The organism is Pseudomonas sp. LBUM1641 (assembly GCF_059716235.1).
This window is the reverse complement of sequence record NZ_CP166815.1, coordinates 1,578,604-1,603,316: the sequence shown is the minus strand read 5'-3', so window position 1 is coordinate 1,603,316 and position 24,713 is coordinate 1,578,604. Positions and strand designations below refer to the sequence as shown.

Here is a 24,713-nt window from a genome sequence, read left to right as displayed (position 1 = left end):
TCCGAAGCTCAGTGTCCGGCTACAGTAAGGTCTTTGTCGAAAGGCTTTGTGCATGACTTTTTTGCGCCCTACCCTGCTGACGCTGGCTTGCCTGCTGGCCTCTCCAGGCTTCGCCGACGACCTGCCGTCACTTGGCGACGCCAGTTCTGCCATTGTCTCGCCAAAACAGGAATACGATTTGGGCCGGGCCTGGCTGGCCTACCTGCGTGGCCAGGTCTCGCAACTCAACGACCCGCAGCTCAAGGACTACGTCGAAACCAGCGTGTACAAACTGGTGGAGACCAGCCAGGTCAACGACCGGCGCCTGGAATTCATTCTGATCAACAGCCCGCAGTTGAACGCCTTTGCTGCACCGGGCGGCATCGTCGGGGTCAACGGCGGCCTGTTCCTAAACGCCCAGACCGAAGGCGAATATGCCTCGGTATTGGCCCACGAATTGGCTCACTTGTCCCAACGCCACTTCGCCCGAGGCGTGGAAGCGCAGCAACGCATGCAGATCCCGATGATGGCTGCACTGCTCGGCGGCATCATCGCCGCTGCCGCTGGCGCAGGTGATGCCGGCATTGCGGCGATTGCCGGCAGCCAGGCCGCCGCGATCCAGGAGCAACGCCGCTTTTCCCGGCAAAACGAGCAAGAGGCTGACCGCATCGGCATTCTCAACCTGGAGAAAGCTGGCTACGACCCGCGCTCCATGCCGACCATGTTTGAACGCCTGATGCGCCAGTACCGTTTCGACGCCAAGCCGCCAGAATTCCTGCTGACTCACCCGGTGACCGAATCGCGGATCGCCGACACCCGCAACCGTGCAGAGCAAGCCAAGCAAGGCGGTATAGAGGACAGCCTGCGCTATCAGCTGATCCGCGCTCGCGTGCAGCTGTATTACGAAGACACTCCCGGACTGGCAGCCAAACGCTTCCAGGCCCAGCTGGATGAAAACCCGAAAAACGATGTGGCACGTTATGGCCTCGCCATCGCCCAGATCAAAGGTACCCAGTTCAACCTCGCCCGGGAAAACCTCAAGCTGCTGCTGGCCAAGGCGCCCAACGACATTACCTACAACCTGGCGCAGATCGAGCTGGACATGACCAACAACCGCCTGCCGGACGCACAACAGCGTACAGACCGGATGTTGACGCAATATCCTGGCAACTATCCGCTGAATCAGGTGCGGGTGGATCTGCTGCTCAAGCAGAACCGCACCGCAGACGCGGAAAAAGCCCTCGAAGGCCTGCTTAAATCACGCTCGGACGATCCGGATGTCTGGTATCAGGTCGCAGAAACCCGTGGTTTGTCGGGCAATATCATCGGCCTGCATCAGGCCCGCGCCGAGTATTTCGCGCTGGTGGGTGATTTCCAGCAGGCTATCCAGCAATTGGATTTCGCCAAGCGCCGTGCAGGCAGCAACTTCCCGCTCTCCTCGCGCATCGATGCACGCCAGCGTGAGCTGATTGAACAGGAACGCCTGGTCAAAGGCATGATGAGCTGAACCTTACGGCCACAAAAAAGCCCCGCTCTCGATGCTCGAGAGCGGGGCTTTTTATTGGGCTAGCGGATTACTCGGCCAACTTGAAGGTAATGAAGCTGGCACGGCCTTGACGCAGGACACGCATCGAAACCGAGCGGTTCTTCGGCAGCGCCTTGGCGATGTCGGTGAACTCTTTGGTGGAGTTGATGGCCTGGTTGTTCAGGTGAGTGATGACATCACCCGGTTGCAAGCCGATCAGGGAGGCAGGACCGTCCTGGACTTCCTTGATCACTACACCGCTCTTGAGGTCGAAGCTCTTCTTTTGCTCGTCGGTCAACTCGGCTACGGCAATGCCCAGGCGGTTGCTGCTGCGTTCGGCACCCGGCTTACTGTTGCCCAGCGCATCAAGCGCCGCGCCTTCTTCCGGAATCGCGCCGACGGTCAGTTCAACGTTCTGGCGCTTGCCATCACGGATCACTTCCAGCTTGGCTTTGCTGCCGGCCTTGAGTGCGCCCACCAGGTGTGGCAAGTCTGCGGACATGACGATCGGCTGGCCGTTCATGCTCAGGATCACGTCGCCGACTTGCAGGCCACCTTTGGCTGCAGGGCCATCGTCCTGGATCTGCGCGACCAAGGCACCTGCCGGCTTGTCGAGGCCGAAGGATTCAGCCAGGTCCTTGTTCACTTCCTGGATCACTACGCCCAGCCAGCCGCGGCTGACTTTGCCACCGGTTTTCAGCTGGTTGGAAACATCCATGGCCACGTCGATTGGAATCGCGAACGACACGCCCATGAAACCACCGGAGCGGGTGTAGATCTGCGAGTTGATGCCAACCACTTCGCCCGCCAGGTTGAACAGCGGACCACCGGAGTTGCCCGGGTTGATCGGCACGTCGGTCTGGATGAACGGCACGTAGTTTTCGTTCGGCAGGCTGCGGCCGATGGCGCTGACGATACCTTGGGTCACAGTGTGGTCAAAACCAAACGGCGAACCGATGGCGACTACCCATTGCCCGGCTTTCAGGTCCTGGGATTTGCCCAGTTTCAGCACTGGCAGGTCCTTGCCTTCGATTTTCAGCAGGGCCACGTCGGAACGTGGGTCCGTGCCCACCAGCTTGGCTTTCAGCTCACTGCGGTCAGCCAGGCGCACCAGAATCTCGTCGGCGTCGGCAATCACGTGGTTGTTGGTGAGGATGTAGCCGTCAGGCGAGATGATGAAACCCGAGCCCAGGGACTGTGCCTCACGCTGGCCACCACCACCGCCACGCGGCGTGCGCGGCTGGGGCATGCCACGTTCAAAGAACTCCCGCAGCATCGGCGGCAGGCCTTCAAGGTCAGGCATCTGCTGGTTGGAGACTTTGCGATCCGGCAGCTTCTGCGTAGTGCTGATGTTCACCACGGCAGGCGACGCCTGCTCCACCAGTTGGGTGAAATCAGGCAGCTCGGCCGCTTGCGCGGTAACGGCCTGACCCAGCACCAGCACCGTGGCGACTATGGAAAGGTAAGACTTCAAACGTGGTATCGACATACAGCTCCCGTTACGACGAGCAGGGTTGAGCGACAGGGTTCAATAAACGTCGAAAACTGCGACCGACATTTTTGTTCCGCGAACAAAACAAGGCCAAGGCCGTTAAGCCCTGACCTATAAAAAACATAGGGGATATTAGCAAGTGAAAAAAATGATCCAGACATTTCATGTCTCTCGACAGAGGCAGGCATCGACTATCTGCTGCGCAACATTGAAATATCAGGATGAACATAGGATTAACAACTCACGGCTTGGCGGGCGTGGTGCCGCTGCGGAGAGACAACGCAATTCGCTCGGCAGTGCCGATCGGAATTTCACCGACGACAGTCACCATTACTTCACCCTCCGGGGTATTCAGACGCCGTGAAACTGCGACTGTAGGACCAAGTTGGGTACGGGTCTCGGTCACGGCCCCGCCGTTGAGCGGCTCCAGGAATACCGAAAAACGCGCCAGGCCGTCGTCATACATCAAACTGCTGACAGTTACCTTGGTATGGGAGTCTTTATGGGCACTGCGGTTGACTAACTGGAAGCCTGGCGGCAACCAATCGAGACGCCAATCCTGAGGGAGTTCGACTTCCGGAGCCTTGGCGCTGGTTACCGAGACCGGCGTACATTCGCCACTGGGTTGCAACTCGCGATCGTCAGGCACCGACGTACTGAGGTCAGTAAACTGGAATCGCTCCAGCAACTGGCCCTGATCGTTAAGCAACAAGGACTTCAGCGGCAAAGCGGTTTCGCGGTCCAGATGCAACTCAAAACCATAACGGTATGCATCACGAGGCGTAATTGAGACGATTACCGCATTTCGACCAGCCACGCGCGATTTGCCGATGACGGCAAGGTCGTAGAAAGCTTTGAGTTTTTGCGGATCAAGGGCGCGTGCTGCGGCGTTGGGGGAGCCCCCCAGCCCGGCAACCAGCGTGCCACTCACGCATTGGGTACGGCCATCAACGCGCAGGACTTCCTGGGCGGAACCATCGAGCTGCAAAAGCCGCTCACGGACCTGACCATTCTGGACACGATGCCAGATGTCATGGGTAGAAAAACTACCATTACGCTCGTAGATGAACGTGCCCTGAAAGCTTTGCTGCTGCTCCGCCCGCCCAAGACGCGTCAGCCAGTCTTGGGCTTCGTCGGCATGGGCGGGGACTACAAACCAGCCACTGAGCAAAAGCGCAAGGAGCGGTATGGCGCGCATAAAGCTCCTTGGCGGACTAGCGGTTTTCCAGGCTTGCAGCACGAGCGTATGGCAGGGCGCTTTCAGTGCCTTTCAAGGCCGATTCCTGTGCGTGTTGGCGCAGGTAGCCTGGAAGACGCTGATCTTGCCAGCCGGATTGCCCTTGAAGTACCCCGTTGGCCATAGGCCCGGTGGTATCGGAGCTTTCCTTGTAGCCGGCCAGCACAGCTGGACCCTTGACCTGTGGACCGGCCATGACCGGTTGCTGGGTCTGCTGGGCCAGTTCGGCACCGGCGATTTCGTCCTGGTTATACAGGCGAACACCTGCCAGTACAGCGACGGTCACCGAAGCAGCGACTGCCAGACGACCCAGGCTACGCCAAGGACCGCGAGCAGCTTTTGCCGGAACGGCTTCATCAGCCAGCGCAGCAGAAACGGCCGCAGCAATATCCAGACGAGGGATTAGAAGATCCTTGTGCATCACCGCCCGAGCGACTTGGTAACGAGACCAGGTATCACGGGTTTCGGCATCATCAAATGCATTAAGCACTCGACGAAGTTCCAGTTCATCCGCTTCGTTATCCATCACTGCGGACAGCGATTCCTGCAGGGCATCACGACTCATGGCGGTTCCTCTCTTGGCTGTAGCCGCTGTCTCAGTTTTCCTGCAACAACGGCTGCAGGGCTTTATCGATGGCTTCCCGAGCCCGGAAAATCCGGGAACGTACGGTACCCACCGGACATTGCATGACGCTCGCAATGTCTTCGTAACTCAGACCATCGAATTCACGTAAAGTTAACGCGGTACGCAAATCTTCTGGCAGTTGTTGAATAGTGCGATGGACGGTTCCTTCAATCTCGTCGCGCAGCAATGCACGCTCCGGCGACTCGAGATCTTTGAGGCCGTGATCACCATCATAAAATTCAGCATCTTCCGAACTAACATCACTATCCGGTGGGCGGCGACCGCGAGAAACCAGATAGTTCTTCGCCGTGTTAATGGCGATGCGATAAAGCCACGTATAAAACGCACTATCACCGCGAAAATTACCGAGTGCACGGTACGCCTTGATAAAGGCTTCCTGTGCAACGTCCTGCGCTTCATGGGTGTCGTGCACAAACCGCACGATCAACCCGAGAATTTTGTGCTGGTATTTCAGCACTAGCAGATCAAATGCCCGCTTGTCGCCGCGTTGAACGCGCTCAACCAGCTGCTGATCCTCTTCCTGGGTTAGCATGAACACTCCTCGTTGTACTTGAAGGAGGCTTGCATAACTAATCGATCAGGCTTGCAAACATAGACTCGGGCTTTTCGCAAAAGTTCTCCCCCTCCAAGCAAGTTTCCGGTACGCACTGATTTGGCACACACGAAAAACGCAGCGCGGGCTATGCCGGCTGCGCGAATAATCTGTCGCCAGTTTCCTGACGCACCTGACACAGGCGCCGCTCAGCAAATCCAGCGTGTTCCCAGCTTTCGGGCATCCTGCTATTGAGTCTGGGCTTATGCAAAAAGTTCCCATCCCAATCGCTGTCAGTTTCACGAAAGCCGTGCAGTTCGTCGACCGTAGTCTCACAATGCCACGAATGCCCGGCTATTGTGCCGCTCCCCCCCTCTATATACTAGTGGGCCGTGTGACCCTTTGATTCGCCGATCCAGGCGTCCTGTTTGCGCCCCCTCCGGATCGCTTTTTGCGGAATCCTTCAAATGAGCCAACAGTTTCAACACGATGTCCTGGTGATTGGCAGCGGCGCTGCGGGCTTGAGCCTTGCATTGACCCTGCCGAGCCACCTGCGCATAGCCGTTCTGAGCAAGGGTGACCTGGCCAATGGTTCGACATTCTGGGCCCAAGGCGGTGTCGCCGCCGTGTTGGATGACACCGACACCGTGCAATCCCACGTCGAAGACACCTTGAATGCCGGTGGCGGCCTGTGCAATGAAGAGGCGGTGCGATTCACCGTCGAGCACAGCCGCGAAGCCATCCAATGGCTGATCGACCAGGGCGTGCCCTTCACCCGCGATGAACACTCAGGCACCGACGACGGCGGCTTCGAGTTTCATCTGACCCGCGAAGGCGGCCACAGCCATCGGCGCATCATCCATGCCGCCGACGCCACCGGTGCTGCGATCTTCAAGACCCTGCTCGACCAGGCCCGACAACGCCCCAACATTGAACTGCTGGAGCAGCGAGTCGCCGTCGACCTGATCACCGAAAAACGCCTGGGCCTGTCGGGCGAACGCTGCCTCGGCGCCTACGTGCTCAACCGCGCCAGCGGCGAAGTCGACACCTACGGCGCACGCTTCACGATTCTCGCCTCGGGCGGCGCAGCAAAGGTCTACCTCTATACCAGCAACCCCGACGGCGCCTGCGGTGATGGCATCGCCATGGCCTGGCGTTCCGGCTGCCGGGTGGCGAACCTGGAATTCAACCAGTTCCACCCCACCTGCCTGTATCACCCGCAAGCCAAGAGTTTCCTGATCACCGAAGCCCTGCGGGGCGAAGGCGCGCACCTTAAACTGCCCAACGGCGAACGCTTCATGCAGCGCTTCGACCCACGGGCCGAGCTGGCCCCGCGAGACATCGTCGCCCGGGCCATCGACCATGAAATGAAACGCCTGGGCATCGACTGCGTCTACCTGGACATCAGCCACAAGCCCGAAGCTTTCATCAAGACTCACTTCCCGACGGTCTACGAACGCTGCCTGGCGTTCAACATCGACATCACCAAAGGCCCGATTCCGGTCGTGCCGGCGGCGCACTACACCTGCGGCGGCGTGATGGTCGACCAACACGGCCGTACCGACGTGCCCGGCCTGTACGCCATCGGCGAAACCAGCTTCACCGGCCTGCACGGTGCCAACCGCATGGCCAGCAACTCGCTGCTGGAATGTTTCGTATACGCCCGCTCCGCCGCCGCCGACATCCTTGAACAGCTGCCACGCATCCCGGTGCCGGCCGCCCTGCCCCACTGGGATGCCAGCCAGGTCACCGATTCGGACGAAGACGTGATCATCGCCCACAACTGGGACGAGTTGCGGCGCTTCATGTGGGACTACGTGGGCATCGTGCGCACCAACAAGCGCCTGGCGCGGGCGCAACACCGGGTTCGGCTGCTGTTGGATGAGATCGACGAGTTCTACAGCAACTATAAAGTCAGCCGCGACCTGATCGAGCTGCGCAACCTGGCCCAGGTGGCGGAACTGATGATCCGCTCGGCCATGGAACGCAAGGAGAGCCGGGGCCTGCATTACACACTCGACTACCCGCAGATGCTGCCCGAAGCGCGCGACACTATTCTGGTGCCAACCACCTACGGCGGCTGAACTTCAAACGTACCCGCAGGCGCCGATGCACATCGGTGGCCTGCGAATCCCGCGGCACACATATCGAACGCACCCGCCAGTCACCCTGCACCCGAAAGCGCAGCACCACGATCAACGGCAACGCCAGGCTGTCGGGGCGCAGTTGCACGCTGTGCCAGCCACGTGCAGCGCTCCACAGGTGCCAGCCATCCTCATCGCGACGCAGGCCACGAATCGACGAACGGTGAGTCAACAGGATATAACGCGGCATCACCCAACCAGCGTGGGCCAGGCACACCAAGGCGCCAACGGCTGCATACCAGGGGGACACATCGAGAAACCACAACGCACCCAATGCGAACGCCTGGGCGAAAAGATAAACCGCCAGCAACTGCCCGGAGGCATGCCAGCGGCATTCGAACGTATTACTTGGGCTGGACACGATCCAGAATCATCCGAACCATGCGCTGCAGCTCCGGGTCTTCCGATTCGGCGCGTTCCATGAACCAGCCGAACATGTCCTGATCTTCGCATTCCAGCAGCTTGCGGTAGCAGTCGCGGTCGACGTCGTTGAGGTGCGGATAGACCTCCCTGACGAACGGTACCAGCAACACGTCCAGCTCAAGCATGCCGCGGCGGCTGTGCCAGTAGAGGCGATTGAGTTCTACATCTTCGACCATGGAGCGCTCCTCAAATAGAGCGCAAGTATACAGGCCGACGCTGCCTGGAACAGTCGGCTTTGGTCGGCCATACCGAAACTATCCATTTGCCGGGCGCCCCTCTATGATGCACTCATGACTTTTTAACCTGCGATGACCCATGGCTGACTCTGCTTTCTTCTGCTCCCTGTCCCACGAAGGCGTTCTCGCCGTCCGCGGTTCCGACGCTGCCAAGTTCCTCCAGGGACAACTGACCTGCAACCTCAACTACCTGAGTGACACCCAGGCCAGCCTGGGCGCGCGCTGCACCCAAAAAGGGCGCATGCAGTCGAGCTTCCGCATCCTGCTGCAAGGCGATGGCGTGCTGCTGGCAATGGCCACCGAGTTGCTGGAGCCGCAACTGGAGGACCTGAAGAAGTACGCCGTATTCTCTAAATCCAAACTCACCGACGAAAGCGCCGCCTGGGTGCGCTTCGGTGTGTCGGATGCAGATCAGGTACTGGCCAGCCTCGGCCTCGAGCTACCCACCGAGACCGACAGCGTGGTGCGAAGCGACGATCTGATCGCCATCCGCGTATCGCCGGGCCGCGCCGAACTCTGGGCCCCTGCCGCTCAAGCCGAGACCCTGCACAGCCAACTCGCCGCGCGATTGAACGAAGGTGAACTGAACCAGTGGTTGCTGGGCCAGATCCGTGCCGGCATCGGCCAGGTCATGCCTCAGACCCGCGAACTGTTCATCCCGCAGATGCTCAACCTGCAAGCCGTCGGCGGCGTCAGCTTCAAGAAAGGCTGCTACACCGGCCAGGAAATCGTCGCGCGCATGCAGTACTTGGGCAAGCTCAAGCGTCGCCTGTACCGGCTGAGCTTGAATGCCAGCGAATTGCCGGAGCCTGGCACCCCCCTGTTTTCCCCGACTCACAACAGCGCCATCGGCGAGGTGGTGATTGCCGCCCGGGCCGGCGAGGCGATTGAACTTCTAGCGGTGCTGCAAGCCGAAGCAGCAGAGAGTGGCGATGTGCATGTAGGCACACTGGAAGGCCCGAGCCTGCAGTTGCTCGACCTCCCCTACCAGCTGGACCGTGATCGCGAGATCCAGCGCTGATCGTCGTACCTTTTTGCAACACCCTAGAGATCATGAATGAACAAGCTGGCGGAAAAAGTCCAACAGGCTTTGGTTGTGGCCATCGATAACGATGACCTGGTTCTGCCAACGCTACCGGAAGTGGCCCTGAAGATTCGTCAGGCCGCCGAAGACCCGGACATCAGCATCAGCCGTCTGAGCAAAGTGATCGGCCGCGATACCGCCTTGTCGGCGCGGCTGATCAAAGTGGTCAACAGCCCGCTGTTGCGCGCGACCCAGGAAGTCACCGACCTGCACACCGCCATCACCCGGCTGGGCACCAACTACAGCAGTAACCTGTCGATCGGGCTGGTGATGGAACAGATCTTTCACGCCCGCTCCGATGTAGTCGAACAGAAGATGCGCGATGTGTGGCGACGCAGCCTGGAAGTGGCCGGCGTGAGCTACGCGCTGTGCCGCAACCACAGCCAGTTGAAGCCTGATCAGGCGGCCCTCGGAGGCTTGGTGCACCAGATTGGCGTGCTGCCGATCCTGACCTACGCCGAAGATCACTATGAACTGCTGGCTGACCCCGTCAGCCTCAACCACGTGATTGAAAGCATCCACCCGCTGCTGGGGGACAAACTGCTGCGACGTTGGGACTTCCCGGAAATGCTGGTGAATCTGCCAGGGCAATACCTCGACCTGGAGCGCGACTCCGAGCGCCTGGACTATATCGACCTGGTGCAGATCGCTGTGCTGTATTGCCACCGCAACACCAATCACCCGCTGGCCAGCGTGCCGATAGCGACGCTGCCTGCAATCAACAAACTGCGCCTCGATCCCTGCAGCGACGCCTTGCGTGCCGAGCTGGATGAAGCGCGGTCGATGTTTTACTGATTACCCCGCAATAAAACTGACCCGCACCTTCAACCCCGCCAGTTCACCGTCATGCAAGCTGATCTGCGCCAGATGTGCCCGGCAGATCTCACCGACAATCGCCAGCCCCAAGCCCGAACCCAAGCCCTGTTGGCTGCGCCGATAGAACCGCTCGAACACTCGGTCCCGCTCATCCAGCGGGATACCCGGGCCGTCGTCTTCCACCTCAAGTACCGCTGGCGCCGTAACCCGCAGGATCACGTTACCGCCCGGTGGCGTGTGAGCCAAAGCGTTGTCCACCAGGTTGCTCAACAACTCGTTCAACAAGGTCGGCTCGCCTCGCAGCCACACCGGCTCATCCGCTTCCAGCGCCAGGGCCACGCCACGTGCATGGGCCAGCGGTGCCATGGCCATGCCCAATTCGCGGGCCAACTGGCTCAAGTCCAGCAACTGCGCCCCGCCCTCGGCAATCGCCCGGGCACCGTTTTCGATGCGGGCCAGTGAGAGCAATTGATTGGCCAGATGAGTCAGGCGATCGGTGCCCTGGGCCGCGGTTTCCAGAGTGGTGCGCCAGGTGGCCGGGTCTTCGGCGCGCAGGCCGAGTTCCAGCCGGGCTTTGAGGGCCGCCAGCGGGGTACGCAGCTCATGGGCGGCATCGGCAATAAACTGCGCCTGGCGCTCGAACTGCCCGCGCAAGCGTTCGGTGAAATGGTTGAGCGCACGCACCAGCGGGCCCAGCTCATGCTGCACCTCCACCAAGGGCAACGGCCGCAGATCATCCGGCTGACGCTCCTCTACCGCCGTGCGCAAACGCTCCAGCGGGCGCAACGCCGCACTCACGGCAAAGAACACCAAAAACAACGCACCGATGGCCAGCATCCCTAAGCGCAGCAAGGTATCGGCCATCAGGCTGCGGGCCATCGCAACCCGCGCCTCGTCGGTTTCGGCCACGCGGATTTCCGCCATGCCGTTCATGTTCGGCTCGGACACCGCCTTGAGCAAGCTGACCACCCGCACGTTCTGGCCCTGGTACTTGGCGTTATAAAAGCGCGCCAGCGCCGGATAGTCATCAGTGCGCGGCGTACCCGGCGGTGGGCCCGGCAGGTTCTCGTAGCCGGAAATCAGCTTCTGGTGAATATCGTTGACCTGGTAGTAAATCCGCCCGGCGCTGTCATAGGCGAATGTATCCAGGGCCACGTACGGCACGTCGGCACTCAAGGTCCCGTCGCGATGAGACACGCCGGCCGCAATGGTCCGCGCCGAGGCCAGCAGCGTGCGGTCGTAAGCCGTGTCCGCCGCCTCGCGCCCATTCCAGTAAGCGCTCAAGCCGCTGGCGAGCATCAATACCACCAGCAACAGCGCGAGGTTCCACAGCAGGCGCCAGCGCAGGCTGCTGGGCTTATGCATCGCGGGCTTCCAGCAAGTACCCCAAACCACGGAAGGTGACGATGGCCACCGGCTGTCCATCGAGTTTCTTGCGCAGGCGGTGCACGTAGATTTCGATGGCGTCGGGGCTGGCCTCTTCATCCAGGCCGAACACCTGGGAGGCCAGTTGCTCCTTGCTCATCACCCGGCCCGGACGTGCAATGAGCGCCTCAAGCACCGCCTGCTCGCGGGAGGTCAGGGTCAGCAGTTCGCCGCCCAGGGTGAAGCGCCGCGTGTCCAGGTCGTAAATCAGCACGCCACACGCCTGCTGGCGCTCACCGCCCAGCACGCTACGGCGCAGCAGGGCTTTGACTCGGGCTTCCAGTTCCGTCAGTTCGAATGGCTTGGCCAGGTAGTCATCCGCCCCCAGGTTGAGGCCGTGCACCCGGTCTTTCACGTCACTGCGGGCGGTCAACATCAGTACCGGCAGATTTTTCCCACGCGCCCGCAACCGTGCCAATACCTCGAAACCGTCCATGCGCGGCAGCCCTACATCGAGGATTGCCACCGCGTATTCCTCGCTGCTCAAGGCCAGGTCCGCGGCCACGCCATCGTGCAACACATCGACGGTCAAACCCGTGCTCTTGAGCGCCTGGGCGACACTTTCGGCGAGCTGCAAATGGTCTTCAACCAGAAGGACACGCATGGGTTTTTACCTCGTTCGGGAGTGGTCGGCGCCACGCTTTGCCGGGGAGTTTACAGGCGCCACCTGTGCTGTGAAGCCCGAAAACATTGAAAGGCGACTGAAAGGTTAGTGAAAGCTTCGCCCTTTAGCATCCAGCCACGGTGGGTTTCGCCTGCCGAGCTATTTCACCTGTAGCGCCCGAAAAACGCCTCGAAGCGTTTTCGCCAAAATAAGAACAATAAAACGGAGTACACCCACGATGCTGCGCACTCAGCCGCCCGCTCGTTCTTCTCGTCTCACCCAGACCGCCCTTGCCAGTGCCGCCGCCTTTGCCGGCTTTTCGCCCGTAGGCCAAGCCGCCTTTTTCGAGGACAGCACCGCCACCCTCGAAACGCGCAACATGTACTTCAATCGCGACTTTCGCGACGGCACCAGCGCGCAACAATCCAAACGTGACGAGTGGGCCCAGGGCTTCATGCTCAACCTGCAGTCGGGCTACACCGATGGCACCGTCGGCTTTGGCGTGGATGCCCTGGGCATGCTTGGGGTCAAGCTCGACTCCAGCCCCGACCGCACCGGCACCGGCCTGCTGCCCACCCACGATGACGGGCGCGCCGCCAACGAATACTCCAAACTCGGCCTGACCGGCAAAGTGAAGATCTCCGCCACCGAGCTGAAGATCGGCGCGCTGATCCCCGAGCTGCCTATCCTCAAGCCCAACGACGGGCGCATCCTGCCGCAGACCTTCGAGGGCGGCTTGCTGAGTTCCAAGGAATTCAAGAACCTGGTGTTCACCGGTGGCCGCCTGAACAAGGCCAAGGACCGCGACGACACCAACTACGAAGACATCGGCCTCAACAACAAGAACAGCCGCTTTCTCAGCGGCGCCACCGGCAAGCATTTCGATTTCGGCGGCGTGGACTACAAGTTCGCCGACAAGATCACCGGCAGCTACCACTTTGCCCAACTCGACGACGTGTACCGCCAGCATTTCCTCGGACTGGTCGCCTCGCGCCCGATGGGCCCCGGCACCTTCGGCGCCGACCTGCGCCTGGCCGTCAGTGATGACACCGGCGCAGCCCGCGGCGGCAAGATCGACAACACCTCCCTCAACGGTCTCTTCAGCTATGCCCTCAATGGCCATAAGCTCAGCGCCGGCTATCAGCACATGTCCGGCGATAGCGCCTTTCCCTACGTGGACGGTAGCGATCCTTACCTTGTCAACTTCGTGCAGATCAACGACTTTGCCGGCGCCGAAGAACGCTCGTGGCAGGCACGCTACGACTACGACTTCGCCAAGCTGGGGATTCCCGGCCTGAGTTTCATGAGCCGTTACCTGTCGGGTGACAACATCAAGCTCAAGAACGGCGAGACCGGCAAGGAGTGGGAACGCAACAGCGAGATTCGCTACGTGGTGCAAAGCGGCACCTTAAAGGACGTGGCCGTGCGCCTGCGTAATGCCACCTACCGTTCCAACTATTCGGCCCGTGATGCGGATGAAGTGCGTTTGCTGGTGAGCTACAGCGTCGCGCTTTGGTAGTCGCCACCTCATAACAACAACGATGGAGATGAACATGACCCTTTCACTGCGTAAATTTGCCCTGACGGCCAGCTGCATGCTGTTCGCCAGCCAATTGATGGCCGCCGAACCCAAGCGCCCGGAATGCATCGCCCCGGCGTCCCCGGGCGGTGGTTTTGACCTGACCTGCAAACTGGCGCAAAGCGCGCTGGTCAACCAGAAGCTGCTGAGCAAGCCGATGCGTGTGACCTACATGCCTGGCGGCGTGGGCGCGGTGGCCTATAACGCCGTCGTGGCCCAGCGCCCGGGCGACGCCGGCACGTTGGTGGCGTGGTCCAGCGGCTCGCTGCTGAACCTGGCCCAGGGCAAGTTTGGCCGTTTCGATGAAAGCGCCGTGCGCTGGCTGGCCGCCGTTGGCACAAGCTACGGGGCCATCGCGGTGAAAAACGATTCGCCCTACAAAAACCTCGACGATCTGGTCAAGGCCCTGAAGAAAGATCCGGGCAGCGTAGTCATCGGTTCCGGCGGCACCGTCGGCAGCCAGGACTGGATGCAAACCGCACTGATCGCCAAGGCCGCCGGGATCAACCCGCGTGACCTGCGTTATGTGGCACTGGAAGGCGGCGGTGAAATCGCCACCGCGTTGCTTGGCGGCCACATCCAGGTGGGCAGTACGGACATCTCCGACTCCATGCCGCACATCCTCAGCGGCGACATGCGCCTGCTGGCGGTGTTCTCCGACGAGCGCCTGGACGAGCCGGAAATGAAGAACATTCCGACCGCCAAGGAACAAGGCTACGACATCGTCTGGCCGGTGGTACGCGGCTTCTACCTCGGGCCAAAAGTCAGCGACGAAGACTACGCCTGGTGGAAAGACGCCTTCGACAAACTGCTGGCCTCCGACGAGTTCGCCAAGCTGCGTGACCAGCGCGAGCTGTTCCCGTTCGCCATGACCGGCCCGGAGCTGGACACCTACGTGAAGAAACAGGTAGCCGACTACAAAGTACTGGCCAAAGAGTTCGGCCTGATCCAGTAATCGCCCCTCTGTGGGAGCGGGCTTGCTCGCGAAAAACTTCAACGATGACGCGTGCTGCCTGTATAAACGCGACGTCCTGGCGTTCTTCGTGAGCAAGCTCGCGCCTACAAGAGTCTCCAAGGAGTTCCCCATGCTCTTACAACGCATTTTCGCCTCAGTGATGTTGTTGGTCTGCGCCGGCCTCGCACTGATGGCCTGGCCGTATCAGGCGTCGTTTTCCTACGAACCGGTAGGGCCTCGGGCCTACCCGCTGTTGATGCTCGGGCTGATGGGCCTGGGCTTGCTCTACATGCTGTTTCGCCCACAGCCCACCAAGCACACTGAAGAAGAACCGGCACTGGACCGCGAAACCCTGATCAAGATCGGCGCGTGCGTCGCGCTGTTGCTGGTGTTTGCCGGCACCTTCGAATCCCTGGGTTTCATCCTCAGCAGCATGCTGATCGGCATTCCGATGGCCCGCTTGTATGGCGGCCGCTGGAAGCCCAGCGTGGTGATCGTGACCTTGATGAGCATCGGTCTTTACCTGTTGTTCGACAAAGCCATGGATGTACCGCTGCCGCTCGGCCTGCTTGAAGTTCTGGAGAACTGATATGGATACGTTCAGCTATTTGGGCCAGGGCTTCGGCGTTGCACTGACCCCTTACAACCTGATCACCGCACTGTGCGGGACCTTGATCGGCACCGTCGTTGGCCTGTTGCCGGGCCTCGGGCCGATCAACGGCGTGGCGCTGTTGATCCCCATCGCATTTGCCCTCGGGCTGCCGCCTGAGTCGGCATTGATCCTGTTGGCCGCCGTGTACCTGGGCTGCGAATACGGCGGGCGCATCAGCTCGATCCTGCTGAACATCCCGGGTGAAGCCTCCACCGTGATGACCACCCTCGACGGCTACCCGATGGCCCGTAAAGGCCTGGCGGGCGTGGCGTTGTCGCTGTCGGCATGGAGTTCGTTCATCGGTGCGTTTATCGCCACCTGCGGCATGGTGCTGTTCGCCCCGCTGCTGGCCAAATGGGCGATTGCCTTCGGCCCGGCGGAATATTTCGTACTGATGGTATTTGCCATCGTCTGCCTGGGTGGAATGGCCGGTGACAAACCGCTGAAGACCTTTGTCGCGGCGTTGATCGGCCTGTTTCTGTCTGCGGTGGGTATCGATGCCAACAGCGGTGTGTACCGCTTCACCGGCGATAACATCCACCTGACCGACGGCATTCAATTCGTGGTGCTGGTGCTGGGCCTGTTCTCCATCAGCGAAATCCTGTTGCTGCTGGAAAAAACCCACCGGGGCCAGGAAGCCGTGAAAGCCACCGGACGGATGATGTTTAACCTGAAGGAAGCTTCCTCGGTATTCGTCGTGAATATTCGCTGCGGCCTGCTGGGTTTCATCATGGGCGTACTGCCGGGCGCGGGTGCAACACTGGCTTCCGCGGTGGCCTACATGACCGAAAAACGCCTGGCCGGTGCCAGCGGTAAATTCGGCCAGGGTGACATGCGCGGCCTGGCAGCGCCGGAAACCGCGATTGGTGCTTCCGCCTGCGGCGCCCTGGTGCCGATGCTGACCCTCGGCGTACCCGGTTCGGGCACCACGGCGGTGATGATCGGCGCGCTGTCGCTGTACAACATCACCCCCGGCCCGCTGCTGTTCCAACAGCAACCGGACATCGTCTGGGGCCTGATCGCGTCGTTGTTTGTCGCCAACATCATGCTGGTGATCCTCAACATCCCGATGATCCGCATCTTCACCCGCATTCTCGCCGTGCCGAACTGGGCACTGGTGCCGGTGATCGCCATCATTACCGCGATTGGCGTGTACGCGGTTCACGCCACCACTTTCGACCTGTTCCTGATGGTCGGCATCGGCATCTTCGGCTACATCCTGCGCAAGCTGGATTTCCCGCTGTCGCCGGTACTGCTGGGCTTTATCCTCGGCGGTTTGATGGAGCAGAACCTGCGTCGTGCGCTGTCGATTTCCAACGGTGAGTTGCAGATCCTCTGGTCGAGCCCGATCACCTTCGGCGTCTGGGTCCTGACCGCGTTGATGCTGTTGTTCCCGCTCCTGCGCATCTGGCGCAAGCGTGCCTTGCAGCGTCGCGCCGTGGCCGATGTCTGAGGCCACGTTTAAAAACTGGTGGGCAACACCGCTGGTCGGTTTGCTGGGCGGGTACCTCGCCAGCCAGGTCGGCTGGCCACTGCCGTACATGGTCGGCTCGTTGCTGGCGATCATCCTCGTGCGCTGCCTCACACCCTGGCAGTTGGCAGAGATTCCCGGCGGCCGCAAATGCGGCCAATGGGTGGTGGGCATCGGCATCGGCCTGCACTTCACCCCGGTGGTGATGGAGCAGGTGATGAGCCACTTCGGCCTGATCTTTTTCGGCGCGCTGGTCACCAGCCTCTCCAGCATTGTGGGGGTGTGGTTGATGCGGCGTAGCGGTGAAGACCGCGCCACGGCGTTTTTCTCGAGCATGCCGGGTGGGTCGGGGGAGATGGTCAACCTTGGCGCACGCAATGGCGCGGTGCTCAGCCGTGTCGCGGCGGGCCAGAGTTTGCGGGTGTTGGTGGTGGTGCTGTGTGTGCCGGCGGCGTTCAAGTACTTGCTCGGCGAAGGTGCTCCGCAGTTTCATCCCGCGACCGTCGATTGGGCCTGGCTGGCGGTGCTGTTTCCCGTCGGTGCTTTGGTGGCTTGGGGTTGGCAGCGTTTGCGGCAGCCAAACCCTTGGCTGTTCGGGCCGCTGCTGGTCAGTGCCGCCGTCAGTATCACCTGGGACCTGCACATCGGCCTGCCCGATGGCGGCAGCCAGATCGGCCAGTGGCTGATCGGCAGCGGCCTGGGCTGCCACTTCAACCGGCAGTTCTTCCGGCGCGCGCCATTGTTCATGGGCCGTACCTTGATCGGTACCGCATTGACCATGTTGATCGCAACGCTGGCGGCGGTGGGCTTGAGTGCCCTGACGCATCTGGATCTGCGCTCACTGACACTGGGCATGATGCCCGGCGGGATCGCCGAGATGAGTCTGACGGCAGAAACCCTGCAACTGTCGGTGCCGTTGGTGACGGCGATGCAGGTGATGCGCTTGTTGTTTGTGTTGTTTCTGGCGGAGCCATTGTTTCGGCATTGGAACCGGCAACCAGACAACATCTAAAGCCTAAGAGACGTTCAATTGTGGGAGCTGTCGAGCCCAAGCGAGGCTGCGATAGCGGTGGGTCAGGCAGCATTAATGCTGACTGTGCCGCCGTCTTCGCAGCCTCGCTAAAGCTCGACAGCTCCTACATTGGATCTATGTCAAACCGGCGGCAATCGCCACTCGATCGGCGTTTCGCCATTCTGCTCAAGAAACTTGTTGGTGCGGCTGAAGTGCCCGCAGCCAATAAATCCTCGATACGCCGACAGCGGCGACGGATGCACCGACGTCAGCACCAGGTGCTTGGTGGCGTCGATCAGCTTCTGCTTGCCCTGCGCATGGGCGCCCCACAGCAGGAACACCAGATGCGGCTGGTGCGCGCTGACAATTTCGATAATCCGATCGGTAAAGAACTGCCAGCCCTTGCCCGCATGAGCATTGGCATTCGCGCGCTCCACGGTCATGGTGGTGTTGATCATCAGCACGCCCTGGTCAGCCCAGCTTTGCAGGTAGCCGTGGTTGGGGATGTCGATGTTCAGGTCGCGCTTGAGTTCTTTGTAGATATTGACCAGCGACGGCGGCGCCGGCACCCCCGGTTGTACCGAGAAGCACAGGCCATGGGCCTGGCCGGGGCCGTGGTATGGGTCCTGACCGAGGATCACCACCTTGACCTTGTCCAGCGGCGTTGAGTTGAGCGCGTTGAAGATCATCGGGCCCGGCGGGTAGATCTCCTTGCCGGCCGCGTGCTCCTGGCGCAGGAATTCACGGAGCTGGGCCATGTACGGCTGGTCGAACTCGTCACGCAGGGCGTGTTTCCAGCTGGGTTCGAGTTTGATACGGTCGTCGGTGGTCATGGTTGCATCCAGAAAAAACAATGGTGCGAACCCTAGGAAAGCCCACCCTGCTTGTCAATTGATCTGACGCAGAACCGGCACTTTCCCGTGAAGCGATCATACTGAACCTTCACTTTCTCGATTGAGGTCATGATGAACCTGCACTTCGAAGAGCTGATTGGCACCGACGGCGCCCGCATTGGCATCGCCAGCCTGGACGCGGAAAAATCCCTCAACGCCCTGTCGTTGCCGATGATCCTGGCCCTGAGCGAGCGCCTGGATGCCTGGGCCAAAGACCCGCAAATCGTCTGCGTGCTGCTGCGTGGCAATGGCCCCAAGGCGTTTTGCGCTGGCGGTGAAGTGCGCAGCCTGGCCCAGGCCTGCCGTGAACACCCCGGGGAAGTACCGGCGCTGGCCGCGCAATTTTTCGCCGCTGAATACCGTCTCGACTACCGCCTGCACACCTACCCGAAACCGCTGATCTGCTGGGGTCACGGCTATGTGCTGGGCGGCGGCATGGGCTTGCTGCAAAGTGCCGCGGTGCGCATCGTCACCCCGAGCAGCCGCCTGGCCATGCCGGAAATCAGCATCGGCCTGTATCCGGACGTGGGCGCCAGTTGGTTCCTGTCCCGCCTGCCCGGCAAGTTGGGTTTGTTCCTCGGCCTGACCGGCGCCCACATGAATGGCCGCGACGCTCTGGACCTGGGCCTGGCCGACCGCTTCCTGCTGGATGAACAACAAGACGAACTGCTCGAAGGCCTGCTGCAACTGAACTGGCAGGAACAGACCGACATGCAGCTCAATAGCCTGCTCAAGGCCCTGGCCCAGGAAGCCACCGGTCAGTTGCCTGACGCCCAATGGCTGCCGCGCCGGGCGCAGATCGACGAGTGGCTGGACGTCGGCGATGTGCGCTGCGCGTGGCGTGCCTTGAGCCAGTTGCGCGACCACGCCGACCCGCTGTTCAGCCGCGCTGGCAAGACCCTGAGCGAAGGCTGCCCGCTGACCGCCCAACTGGTGTGGGAGCAGATCCATCGAGCGCGGCACCTGTCCCTGGCCCAAGTGTTTCAGATGGAATACACCTTGAGCCTGAACTGCTGCCGCCACCCGGAGTTCAGTGAAGGGGTGCGGGCGCGGTTGATCGACAAGGATCAACAGCCCCACTGGCATTGGCCGGATATCAACCTGATCCCTGAGGCGGTGGTGCAAGCGCACTTCCACAAGGTGTGGGAAGGTCGGCATCCGCTGGCGGACTTGTCTGACTATTGAGTGAGCGCCGTCAGCGCTTTGCTGCCTCGAAAGTGAAGGCGCAGTTATCGGGCTGACGGTCATCGCATTGGAAGGTGGGTTGCCCGAAAACATCGGTGCCCGGATGCCAGTGCGTGGTTTCTGCCAGTGACATCGTCCCCCCGCCCCTGGCCGGGCCGTACCTCAAGGCGACCGTATTGCCCCTCACCGTTTTGTACACGCACTTTTCCAGATAGCCATGCTTGCGCTCCTCCGACTCCCTCGGAATAAAAATCGCGCCCACAAATGTTTCCAAAAGGTCCTGGCCGTTCATTGCCTGGCTTATCCATGGAGACTCTTTGTCAGTTCCCTGAAAATGGCCATCAACGTACCGTACGGCACTCGGGTAAGGACAGCCTTGCGCCGCCGCCAACGTGCTGAAGCCTGAAATCACAAAACAGAACAAGTAAAGCGGGCCGACTCGCATGGTATGGGCTCCGTCAGTCGATGCAGGAAACGACACGCCAGATAGCGCCTGCTCCCAATTAACTACACTCATAGCCCATAGGATAGCTGTCAAATATGACAGTACCGACCAGCGGTCAGCAAAAACGGCGCCTGAGCGCCGTTTTTCCAATTAATACGATCAGCGATGCCCGCCACGGCCTCCACCGTGACCGCCACCCTGGCCACGTCCGCCACCATTACCCCAGTGGCCGTTGCCCCAACCCTGGTTCGGGTAAGGCCGGTAACCGGCTCGCGGCCCCGCGGGGTAATAGCGAGGCGCCGGCTGGTAATAACGCGGCGACGGGTAATAACGCGGCGACGGGTAATAGCGTTGCGGTGGCGGGTAGTAACCCTGACGGTAATGGTAGTAGGGTCCGCCGCCGTAGTAATACGACGGCGCAGGCGCCGTGTAGACCTCGGAACCGTAGTACGCCTGGCCGCCACCGTAATAAGGCGCGCACGCAGATAGGGTCAAGCCGAGCAAAGCGATAAGAAGCAGTCGACGATACATGGCGGCCTCCTGGACCGCGGAAGAGCACACCCAGCGACGCTGGGGGGCGGCAAACAGCTTTCACTGCCTGACGAAATATCTGACATCAAAATCGGAATCTGGTGCGATTCAGACATAGATTGATACATCTGCTCACCGCCTCATTGCAGTGCAACCTTGCACCAGCACAACGCACCTTCAGCGCGCCCTGCGCCCTCCTCCTCTCGCCAACCCGCGCCGCTACTGCGCCCATGCCACTTGGCACGACTCTCGCTTTACCTCTCCCGTGCAAGAGTCATCACAGGTTCGCGGCACCACAATTTGCAATGGCTGACTAGGGTTCCGGCTCGCTAAGGCGAGTGGCTGGTCCGAGAGTTGGCGACCTCCAGTTGAGGTTACACGGCGGGATAAAAGCCCGGGAGACAAGCCACCGTTTACGGTGCCGCGTTGCTCCTGCTCGCCCCTGATCAACTGGAGAAGCATCCATGCCCTCGATACGTTTACCCGCCCTGCTCGCCGCCGCCTTTGCCGCCGTGGTGAGTTTTTCCGCCCAAGCCGCCCCCAAAGACCACTTCAGCGTGTGCTGGACGATTTATGCCGGCTGGATGCCGTGGGAGTACGCCGGCAGCCAAGGCATCCTCGACAAGTGGGCCAAGAAGTACGGCATCAAGATCGACATGGTGCAGCTCAACGACTACGTCGAATCCATCAACCAGTACACCGCCGGCCAGTTCGACGGCTGCACCATGACCAACATGGACGCCCTGACCATCCCCGCCGCCGGTGGCGTGGACAGCACCGCGCTGGTGGTCAGCGACTTCTCCAACGGCAACGATGGCGTGGTCATCAAGGGCGAAGGCAAGACCGTTGCCGACCTCAAGGGCATGAACGTCAACCTGGTGGAACTTTCCGTGTCCCACTACCTGCTGGCACGCGCCCTGGAGTCAGCCAGCCTCACCGAAAAAGACCTGAAAGTGGTCAACACCTCCGACGCCGACATCGCCGCCGCCTTCAACACCGACCAGGTCGAGGCCGTCACCACCTGGAACCCGATGCTCTCGGAGATCAAGGCCAAGCCCGGCGTCACTGAAGTGTTCGATTCCAGCAAAGTGCCCGGCGAAATCATGGACATGATGGTGGTCAACACCCAAACCCTCAAAGACAACCCCAAGCTGGGCAAAGCACTTACCGGCGCCTGGTTTGAAGTGGTCGCGCTGATGAACGCAAAAAACGCCGCCAGCACCGACGCCCTGGAACACATGGCCAAGGCTTCAGGCACCGACCTCAAGGGCTTCCAGTCGCAACTGGACACCACCAAGCTGTTCGCCACGCCCAAGGAAGCCCTGGCCTTCGCCACCAGTGCGCAGTTGCCCGCCACCATGGGCAAGGTCGCCGAGTTCTCGTTTAAACACGGACTGCTCGGTGAAGGTGCCAAAGACACCAACGCCGTGGGCATGAGCTTCGCCAACGGCGTGACCCGCGGCGACACCGCCAACCTCAAGCTGCATTTCGACCCCAGCTACGTACAGATGGCCGCCGACGGCACGCTGTAAGAGGACCCGGCCATGCGCCTGATCAACCGTCACCCGGAACGCTCCAGTCGCCTGCTGTTGGTGCTGCTGCCCTTCGCTTTATTGCTGTTCGCCTACTTCGTGGGCTCGGCCGAGCGCCTGGCAGACAACCCCAACGACAAGCTGCTGCCCAGCGCCGCACAAATGGGCGACGCGGTGAAACGCCTGGCCTTCAGTGCCGACGCGCGCACCGGTGAATATGTGCTGTGGCAAGACAGCGCCTCAAGCCTGCGTCGCCTGGCGATAGGGCTTGGTATCAGCGCCCTCGCCGGCTTGTGCCTGGGCATCGCTGCCGGGACCTTGCCGTTGTTTGGCGCACCGTTGTCGCCGTTACTGACGGTGCTGTCGATGGTGCCGCCGCTGGCGATCCTGCCGATCCTGTTCATCGTGTTCGGGCTGGGGGAATTGTCGAAAGTGATGCTGATCGTGATCGGCATCACCCCGGCCCTGGCGCGTGACCTGGAACAGCGGGCGCGGGAAATTCCCGTCGAGTTACTGGTGAAAGCGCAGACCCTCGGCGCCTCGACCTGGACCCTGATGCTGCGGGTGGTGCTGCCGCAGTTGCTGCCGCGCTTGCTGATCTCCCTGCGCTTGATGCTGGGTTCGGCGTGGCTGTTCCTGATCGCGGCCGAGGCCATCGCCTCCACCGACGGTTTGGGCTACCGGATCTTCCTGGTGCGCCGCTACCTGGCGATGGACGTGATCCTGCCCTACGTGGTGTGGATCACCCTGCTCGCCTGGCTGATGGACTGGGGCCTCAAGGCCCTGACCCGGCGTGCGTTCCCCTGGTACGAAGGAGCGCGGGCATGAGTTTTATCAGCGTCAACAATGTGTGGCAGCGCTATGGCGACCAGGTGGTGTTGGAGCGCCTGAACCTGCACGTGGCCGAAGGCGAATTCTGCACGTTGGTCGGCACTTCGGGTTGCGGCAAATCGACCTTCCTGCGCCTGTTGCTGGGGCAGGAAAGCGCCAGCCATGGCGAGATCCTGCTGGACGGTAAACCTCTGGCCGCCGAACCCGATGCCAGCCGTGGCGTGGTGTTCCAGCGCTACTCGGTGTTCCCGCATCTGACGGTGCTGAACAACGTTGCACTCGGCCTTGAACTGCCGCGTTCACCGTTGCTCGGCCGCCTGTTTGGCAGCGCGAAAAAACAAGCGCGGGAACAGGCGGCGGCCCTGCTGCACAAAGTCGGTTTGGGCCATGCTCTGGACAAGTACCCGGCACAGCTTTCCGGCGGCATGCAACAGCGGCTGGCCATCGCCCAGGCGCTGATCATGAAGCCCCGCGTGCTGCTGCTGGACGAACCCTTCGGCGCCCTCGACCCGGGCATTCGCAAAGACATGCACCTGCTGTTGCTGGAGCTGTGGCGCGAAACCAGGCTGACAGTGTTCATGGTCACCCACGACCTGAGCGAAGGCTTCAGCCTCGGCACCCGCCTGCTGGTGTTCGACAAAGTGCGCCTCGACCCGCACGCCCCCGGCGCTTATGGCGCCCGCATCACCTACGACATCCCTTTGAACAGCGAGCGCCGCAAGGCGATCGCCGCCGAACTTGGAGCCACTTCCAAATGACCGACTCAACCCAATTATTCCCACCCTTCGCCGAGGAAATGCTCCCCGGCGGCGGCCACCGCTCCTTTGTGCTCAAGCGCGGCCAGCTGCTGCGCCTCACCGACATTCGCGGCGGCGCCAACGTCAGCCTGACCCTGCTCAACGCCAATGAAAAAACCGAGCGCCTGAACCTGCCCGACAGCCTCAAATGCCAACACACCGCCAAGCTCACCCGCGGCCATTGCCTGTACTCGGACATGGGCCGCGTGCTGGCCGCGATCACCGCCGACACCTGCGGCTGGAGTGACAGCATCGGCGGCGTGTTATGCGCCTCCGAAGTCGCGGAAAAATATGGCCAGGGCCGCTATCAAGAGCTGCGCAACGGCTTCTACCGCAACGGCACCGACAACCTGTTGGTGGAGTTGGGCAAGTGGGGCCTGGGGCTGTCCGACCTGCTGATGACCCTCAACCTGTTCAGCAAAATCACCGTGGATGACGCCGGCACGCTGCACTTTGCCAAAGGCCATTCCAAGGCCGGCGACTACATCGAACTCTACGCACCGATGGACACGCTGGTGGTGCTCACCGCCCTGCAACACCCCATGGACCCCAATCCCGAATACGCGCCGCAGCCGCTGAAACTCCGCTGGATGAACGCCGACCCCAGCGTCGCCGAACACTGCCGCACCTCGCGCCCGGAAAACGAGCGCGGCTTTATCAACACTGACCGTCTGTTCGCCTGAGGAC

General features: G+C 61.2%; 25 protein-coding genes and 1 riboswitch. Of the genes, 14 read left to right on the top strand and 11 right to left on the bottom strand.

Features of this window, described 5'->3' with window-relative positions:
* The first annotated feature begins 52 nt into the window (after nt 1-52).
* Nucleotides 53-1,486: a M48 family metalloprotease gene (locus ACA046_RS07270; RefSeq protein ID WP_459026715.1), complete on the top strand. Its 1,434-nt coding sequence runs from the start codon at nt 53-55 to the stop codon at nt 1,484-1,486.
* 67 nt (nt 1,487-1,553) lie between these two features.
* On the opposite strand, the gene ACA046_RS07265 is transcribed toward ACA046_RS07270, so the two are convergent.
* The 4 genes from ACA046_RS07265 to rpoE all read right to left on the bottom strand — a co-directional run bounded on the left by ACA046_RS07265 (nt 1,554) and on the right by rpoE (nt 5,411).
* A complete protein-coding gene (locus ACA046_RS07265) occupies nt 1,554-2,993 on the bottom strand; it encodes a DegQ family serine endoprotease (protein WP_459026713.1) in 1,440 nt (479 codons plus the stop codon).
* Between the two features lie 244 nt (nt 2,994-3,237).
* The gene (locus tag ACA046_RS07260; protein ID WP_497676189.1) at nt 3,238-4,194 is read right to left on the bottom strand and encodes a MucB/RseB C-terminal domain-containing protein; all 957 of its coding nucleotides are present in this window, start codon (nt 4,192-4,194) and stop codon (nt 3,238-3,240) included.
* 16 nt (nt 4,195-4,210) lie between these two features.
* Nucleotides 4,211-4,798: a sigma-E factor negative regulatory protein gene (locus ACA046_RS07255; protein WP_003172479.1), complete on the bottom strand. Its 588-nt coding sequence runs from the start codon at nt 4,796-4,798 to the stop codon at nt 4,211-4,213.
* A 31-nt stretch (nt 4,799-4,829) separates the two neighbouring features.
* On the bottom strand, nt 4,830-5,411 hold the full coding sequence (gene rpoE / locus ACA046_RS07250) for an RNA polymerase sigma factor RpoE/AlgU (RefSeq protein ID WP_003172477.1): 582 nt from the start codon (nt 5,409-5,411) through the stop codon (nt 4,830-4,832).
* A gap of 467 nt (nt 5,412-5,878) precedes the next feature.
* Between rpoE and nadB the strand changes: the two genes are divergently transcribed.
* A complete protein-coding gene (gene nadB / locus ACA046_RS07245) occupies nt 5,879-7,495 on the top strand; it encodes an L-aspartate oxidase (RefSeq protein ID WP_497676188.1) in 1,617 nt (538 codons plus the stop codon).
* Here nadB and ACA046_RS07240 read toward each other — a convergent pair.
* Nucleotides 7,464-7,916, bottom strand: a complete 453-nt coding sequence (locus ACA046_RS07240) for a protein YgfX (protein WP_497676187.1) — start codon at nt 7,914-7,916, stop codon at nt 7,464-7,466. The genes nadB and ACA046_RS07240 overlap by 32 nt on opposite strands.
* Nucleotides 7,900-8,154, bottom strand: a complete 255-nt coding sequence (locus tag ACA046_RS07235; RefSeq protein WP_003212000.1) for an FAD assembly factor SdhE — start codon at nt 8,152-8,154, stop codon at nt 7,900-7,902. Before ACA046_RS07235 ends, ACA046_RS07240 begins: the two co-directional genes overlap by 17 nt.
* Before the next feature lie 139 nt (nt 8,155-8,293).
* On the opposite strand from ACA046_RS07235, the gene ygfZ reads away from it, so the two are divergent.
* Together ygfZ and ACA046_RS07225 are read left to right on the top strand one after the other, a co-directional pair.
* Nucleotides 8,294-9,235 (top strand): CAF17-like 4Fe-4S cluster assembly/insertion protein YgfZ, encoded by a 942-nt coding sequence (ygfZ, locus tag ACA046_RS07230; protein WP_497676186.1) that lies wholly within the window; start codon nt 8,294-8,296, stop codon nt 9,233-9,235.
* Nucleotides 9,236-9,271: 36 nt separating this feature from the next.
* Nucleotides 9,272-10,093: an HDOD domain-containing protein gene (locus tag ACA046_RS07225; RefSeq protein ID WP_497676185.1), complete on the top strand. Its 822-nt coding sequence runs from the start codon at nt 9,272-9,274 to the stop codon at nt 10,091-10,093.
* Here the strand turns inward: ACA046_RS07225 and ACA046_RS07220 are convergent, their stop codons facing one another.
* Both ACA046_RS07220 and ACA046_RS07215 read right to left on the bottom strand, forming a co-directional pair.
* A complete protein-coding gene (locus ACA046_RS07220; protein ID WP_076015940.1) occupies nt 10,094-11,479 on the bottom strand; it encodes a sensor histidine kinase in 1,386 nt (461 codons plus the stop codon).
* A complete protein-coding gene (locus ACA046_RS07215; protein WP_003212008.1) occupies nt 11,472-12,143 on the bottom strand; it encodes a response regulator in 672 nt (223 codons plus the stop codon). Before ACA046_RS07215 ends, ACA046_RS07220 begins: the two co-directional genes overlap by 8 nt.
* Nucleotides 12,144-12,381: 238 nt before the next feature.
* Here ACA046_RS07215 and ACA046_RS07210 point away from each other — a divergent pair, with 238 nt between their 5' ends.
* The 5 genes from ACA046_RS07210 to ACA046_RS07190 all read left to right on the top strand — a co-directional run bounded on the left by ACA046_RS07210 (nt 12,382) and on the right by ACA046_RS07190 (nt 17,812).
* Nucleotides 12,382-13,662 (top strand): OprD family porin, encoded by a 1,281-nt coding sequence (locus ACA046_RS07210; RefSeq protein ID WP_459026701.1) that lies wholly within the window; start codon nt 12,382-12,384, stop codon nt 13,660-13,662.
* A 28-nt stretch (nt 13,663-13,690) separates the two neighbouring features.
* Entirely contained in the window at nt 13,691-14,677 is a 987-nt protein-coding gene (locus tag ACA046_RS07205; protein ID WP_167662759.1) for a Bug family tripartite tricarboxylate transporter substrate binding protein, read from the top strand.
* Nucleotides 14,678-14,807: 130 nt separating this feature from the next.
* Nucleotides 14,808-15,266 carry a tripartite tricarboxylate transporter TctB family protein gene (locus tag ACA046_RS07200; protein WP_076015943.1) on the top strand — a complete coding sequence of 153 codons (459 nt, stop codon included), beginning with the start codon at nt 14,808-14,810 and terminating at the stop codon, nt 15,264-15,266.
* A 1-nt stretch (nt 15,267) separates the two neighbouring features.
* Nucleotides 15,268-16,782 (top strand): tripartite tricarboxylate transporter permease, encoded by a 1,515-nt coding sequence (locus tag ACA046_RS07195; protein WP_318301274.1) that lies wholly within the window; start codon nt 15,268-15,270, stop codon nt 16,780-16,782.
* Nucleotides 16,775-17,812: an AbrB family transcriptional regulator gene (locus ACA046_RS07190; protein ID WP_497676184.1), complete on the top strand. Its 1,038-nt coding sequence runs from the start codon at nt 16,775-16,777 to the stop codon at nt 17,810-17,812. Before ACA046_RS07195 ends, ACA046_RS07190 begins: the two co-directional genes overlap by 8 nt.
* Nucleotides 17,813-17,952: 140 nt before the next feature.
* On the opposite strand, the gene ung is transcribed toward ACA046_RS07190, so the two are convergent.
* Complete coding sequence (gene ung, locus ACA046_RS07185; RefSeq protein WP_167662762.1) at nt 17,953-18,645, bottom strand: uracil-DNA glycosylase; 693 nt, start codon at nt 18,643-18,645, stop codon at nt 17,953-17,955.
* 132 nt (nt 18,646-18,777) lie between these two features.
* Here ung and dspII point away from each other — a divergent pair, with 132 nt between their 5' ends.
* Nucleotides 18,778-19,890 (top strand): enoyl-CoA hydratase/isomerase DspII, encoded by a 1,113-nt coding sequence (gene dspII, locus ACA046_RS07180; RefSeq protein ID WP_459029211.1) that lies wholly within the window; start codon nt 18,778-18,780, stop codon nt 19,888-19,890.
* A gap of 10 nt (nt 19,891-19,900) precedes the next feature.
* Here dspII and ACA046_RS07175 read toward each other — a convergent pair whose 3' ends face one another.
* Complete coding sequence (locus ACA046_RS07175; protein ID WP_459026695.1) at nt 19,901-20,335, bottom strand: DUF3757 domain-containing protein; 435 nt, start codon at nt 20,333-20,335, stop codon at nt 19,901-19,903.
* 159 nt (nt 20,336-20,494) lie between these two features.
* Complete coding sequence (locus tag ACA046_RS07170) at nt 20,495-20,866, bottom strand: hypothetical protein (RefSeq protein ID WP_497676183.1); 372 nt, start codon at nt 20,864-20,866, stop codon at nt 20,495-20,497.
* Between the two features lie 302 nt (nt 20,867-21,168).
* Nucleotides 21,169-21,269, top strand: a riboswitch (guanidine-I (ykkC/yxkD leader).
* Nucleotides 21,270-21,330: 61 nt separating this feature from the next.
* Here ACA046_RS07170 and ACA046_RS07165 point away from each other — a divergent pair.
* From ACA046_RS07165 to ACA046_RS07150, 4 genes are read left to right on the top strand one after another with little or no spacing between them, the layout of a single operon-like run.
* Nucleotides 21,331-22,398 (top strand): putative urea ABC transporter substrate-binding protein, encoded by a 1,068-nt coding sequence (locus ACA046_RS07165; RefSeq protein ID WP_459026693.1) that lies wholly within the window; start codon nt 21,331-21,333, stop codon nt 22,396-22,398.
* A gap of 12 nt (nt 22,399-22,410) precedes the next feature.
* The gene (locus ACA046_RS07160; RefSeq protein ID WP_017479272.1) at nt 22,411-23,226 is read left to right on the top strand and encodes an ABC transporter permease; all 816 of its coding nucleotides are present in this window, start codon (nt 22,411-22,413) and stop codon (nt 23,224-23,226) included.
* Nucleotides 23,223-23,987, top strand: coding sequence for an ABC transporter ATP-binding protein (locus ACA046_RS07155; protein WP_497676182.1), 765 nt, complete (start codon nt 23,223-23,225; stop codon nt 23,985-23,987). Before ACA046_RS07160 ends, ACA046_RS07155 begins: the two co-directional genes overlap by 4 nt.
* A complete protein-coding gene (locus ACA046_RS07150) occupies nt 23,984-24,709 on the top strand; it encodes an urea amidolyase associated protein UAAP1 (RefSeq protein ID WP_497676181.1) in 726 nt (241 codons plus the stop codon). The genes ACA046_RS07155 and ACA046_RS07150 overlap by 4 nt, the downstream gene beginning before the upstream one ends.
* Nucleotides 24,710-24,713: the final 4 nt, after the last annotated feature.

What these genes read in the sequence shown, in the direction of transcription:
- ACA046_RS07270 (WP_459026715.1), top strand. Translation starts at nt 53, where the DNA reads ATGACTTTTTTGCGCCCTACCCTGCTGACGCTGGCTTGCCTGCTGGCC.
- ACA046_RS07265 (WP_459026713.1), bottom strand. Translation starts at nt 2,993, where the DNA reads ATGTCGATACCACGTTTGAAGTCTTACCTTTCCATAGTCGCCACGGTG.
- ACA046_RS07260 (WP_497676189.1), bottom strand. Translation starts at nt 4,194, where the DNA reads ATGCGCGCCATACCGCTCCTTGCGCTTTTGCTCAGTGGCTGGTTTGTA.
- ACA046_RS07255 (WP_003172479.1), bottom strand. Translation starts at nt 4,798, where the DNA reads ATGAGTCGTGATGCCCTGCAGGAATCGCTGTCCGCAGTGATGGATAAC.
- rpoE (WP_003172477.1), bottom strand. Translation starts at nt 5,411, where the DNA reads ATGCTAACCCAGGAAGAGGATCAGCAGCTGGTTGAGCGCGTTCAACGC.
- nadB (WP_497676188.1), top strand. Translation starts at nt 5,879, where the DNA reads ATGAGCCAACAGTTTCAACACGATGTCCTGGTGATTGGCAGCGGCGCT.
- ACA046_RS07235 (WP_003212000.1), bottom strand. Translation starts at nt 8,154, where the DNA reads ATGGTCGAAGATGTAGAACTCAATCGCCTCTACTGGCACAGCCGCCGC.
- ygfZ (WP_497676186.1), top strand. Translation starts at nt 8,294, where the DNA reads ATGGCTGACTCTGCTTTCTTCTGCTCCCTGTCCCACGAAGGCGTTCTC.
- ACA046_RS07225 (WP_497676185.1), top strand. Translation starts at nt 9,272, where the DNA reads ATGAACAAGCTGGCGGAAAAAGTCCAACAGGCTTTGGTTGTGGCCATC.
- ACA046_RS07220 (WP_076015940.1), bottom strand. Translation starts at nt 11,479, where the DNA reads ATGCATAAGCCCAGCAGCCTGCGCTGGCGCCTGCTGTGGAACCTCGCG.
- ACA046_RS07215 (WP_003212008.1), bottom strand. Translation starts at nt 12,143, where the DNA reads ATGCGTGTCCTTCTGGTTGAAGACCATTTGCAGCTCGCCGAAAGTGTC.
- ACA046_RS07210 (WP_459026701.1), top strand. Translation starts at nt 12,382, where the DNA reads ATGCTGCGCACTCAGCCGCCCGCTCGTTCTTCTCGTCTCACCCAGACC.
- ACA046_RS07205 (WP_167662759.1), top strand. Translation starts at nt 13,691, where the DNA reads ATGAACATGACCCTTTCACTGCGTAAATTTGCCCTGACGGCCAGCTGC.
- ACA046_RS07200 (WP_076015943.1), top strand. Translation starts at nt 14,808, where the DNA reads ATGCTCTTACAACGCATTTTCGCCTCAGTGATGTTGTTGGTCTGCGCC.
- ACA046_RS07195 (WP_318301274.1), top strand. Translation starts at nt 15,268, where the DNA reads ATGGATACGTTCAGCTATTTGGGCCAGGGCTTCGGCGTTGCACTGACC.
- ACA046_RS07190 (WP_497676184.1), top strand. Translation starts at nt 16,775, where the DNA reads ATGTCTGAGGCCACGTTTAAAAACTGGTGGGCAACACCGCTGGTCGGT.
- ung (WP_167662762.1), bottom strand. Translation starts at nt 18,645, where the DNA reads ATGACCACCGACGACCGTATCAAACTCGAACCCAGCTGGAAACACGCC.
- dspII (WP_459029211.1), top strand. Translation starts at nt 18,778, where the DNA reads ATGAACCTGCACTTCGAAGAGCTGATTGGCACCGACGGCGCCCGCATT.
- ACA046_RS07175 (WP_459026695.1), bottom strand. Translation starts at nt 20,335, where the DNA reads ATGCGAGTCGGCCCGCTTTACTTGTTCTGTTTTGTGATTTCAGGCTTC.
- ACA046_RS07170 (WP_497676183.1), bottom strand. Translation starts at nt 20,866, where the DNA reads ATGTATCGTCGACTGCTTCTTATCGCTTTGCTCGGCTTGACCCTATCT.
- ACA046_RS07165 (WP_459026693.1), top strand. Translation starts at nt 21,331, where the DNA reads ATGCCCTCGATACGTTTACCCGCCCTGCTCGCCGCCGCCTTTGCCGCC.
- ACA046_RS07160 (WP_017479272.1), top strand. Translation starts at nt 22,411, where the DNA reads ATGCGCCTGATCAACCGTCACCCGGAACGCTCCAGTCGCCTGCTGTTG.
- ACA046_RS07155 (WP_497676182.1), top strand. Translation starts at nt 23,223, where the DNA reads ATGAGTTTTATCAGCGTCAACAATGTGTGGCAGCGCTATGGCGACCAG.
- ACA046_RS07150 (WP_497676181.1), top strand. Translation starts at nt 23,984, where the DNA reads ATGACCGACTCAACCCAATTATTCCCACCCTTCGCCGAGGAAATGCTC.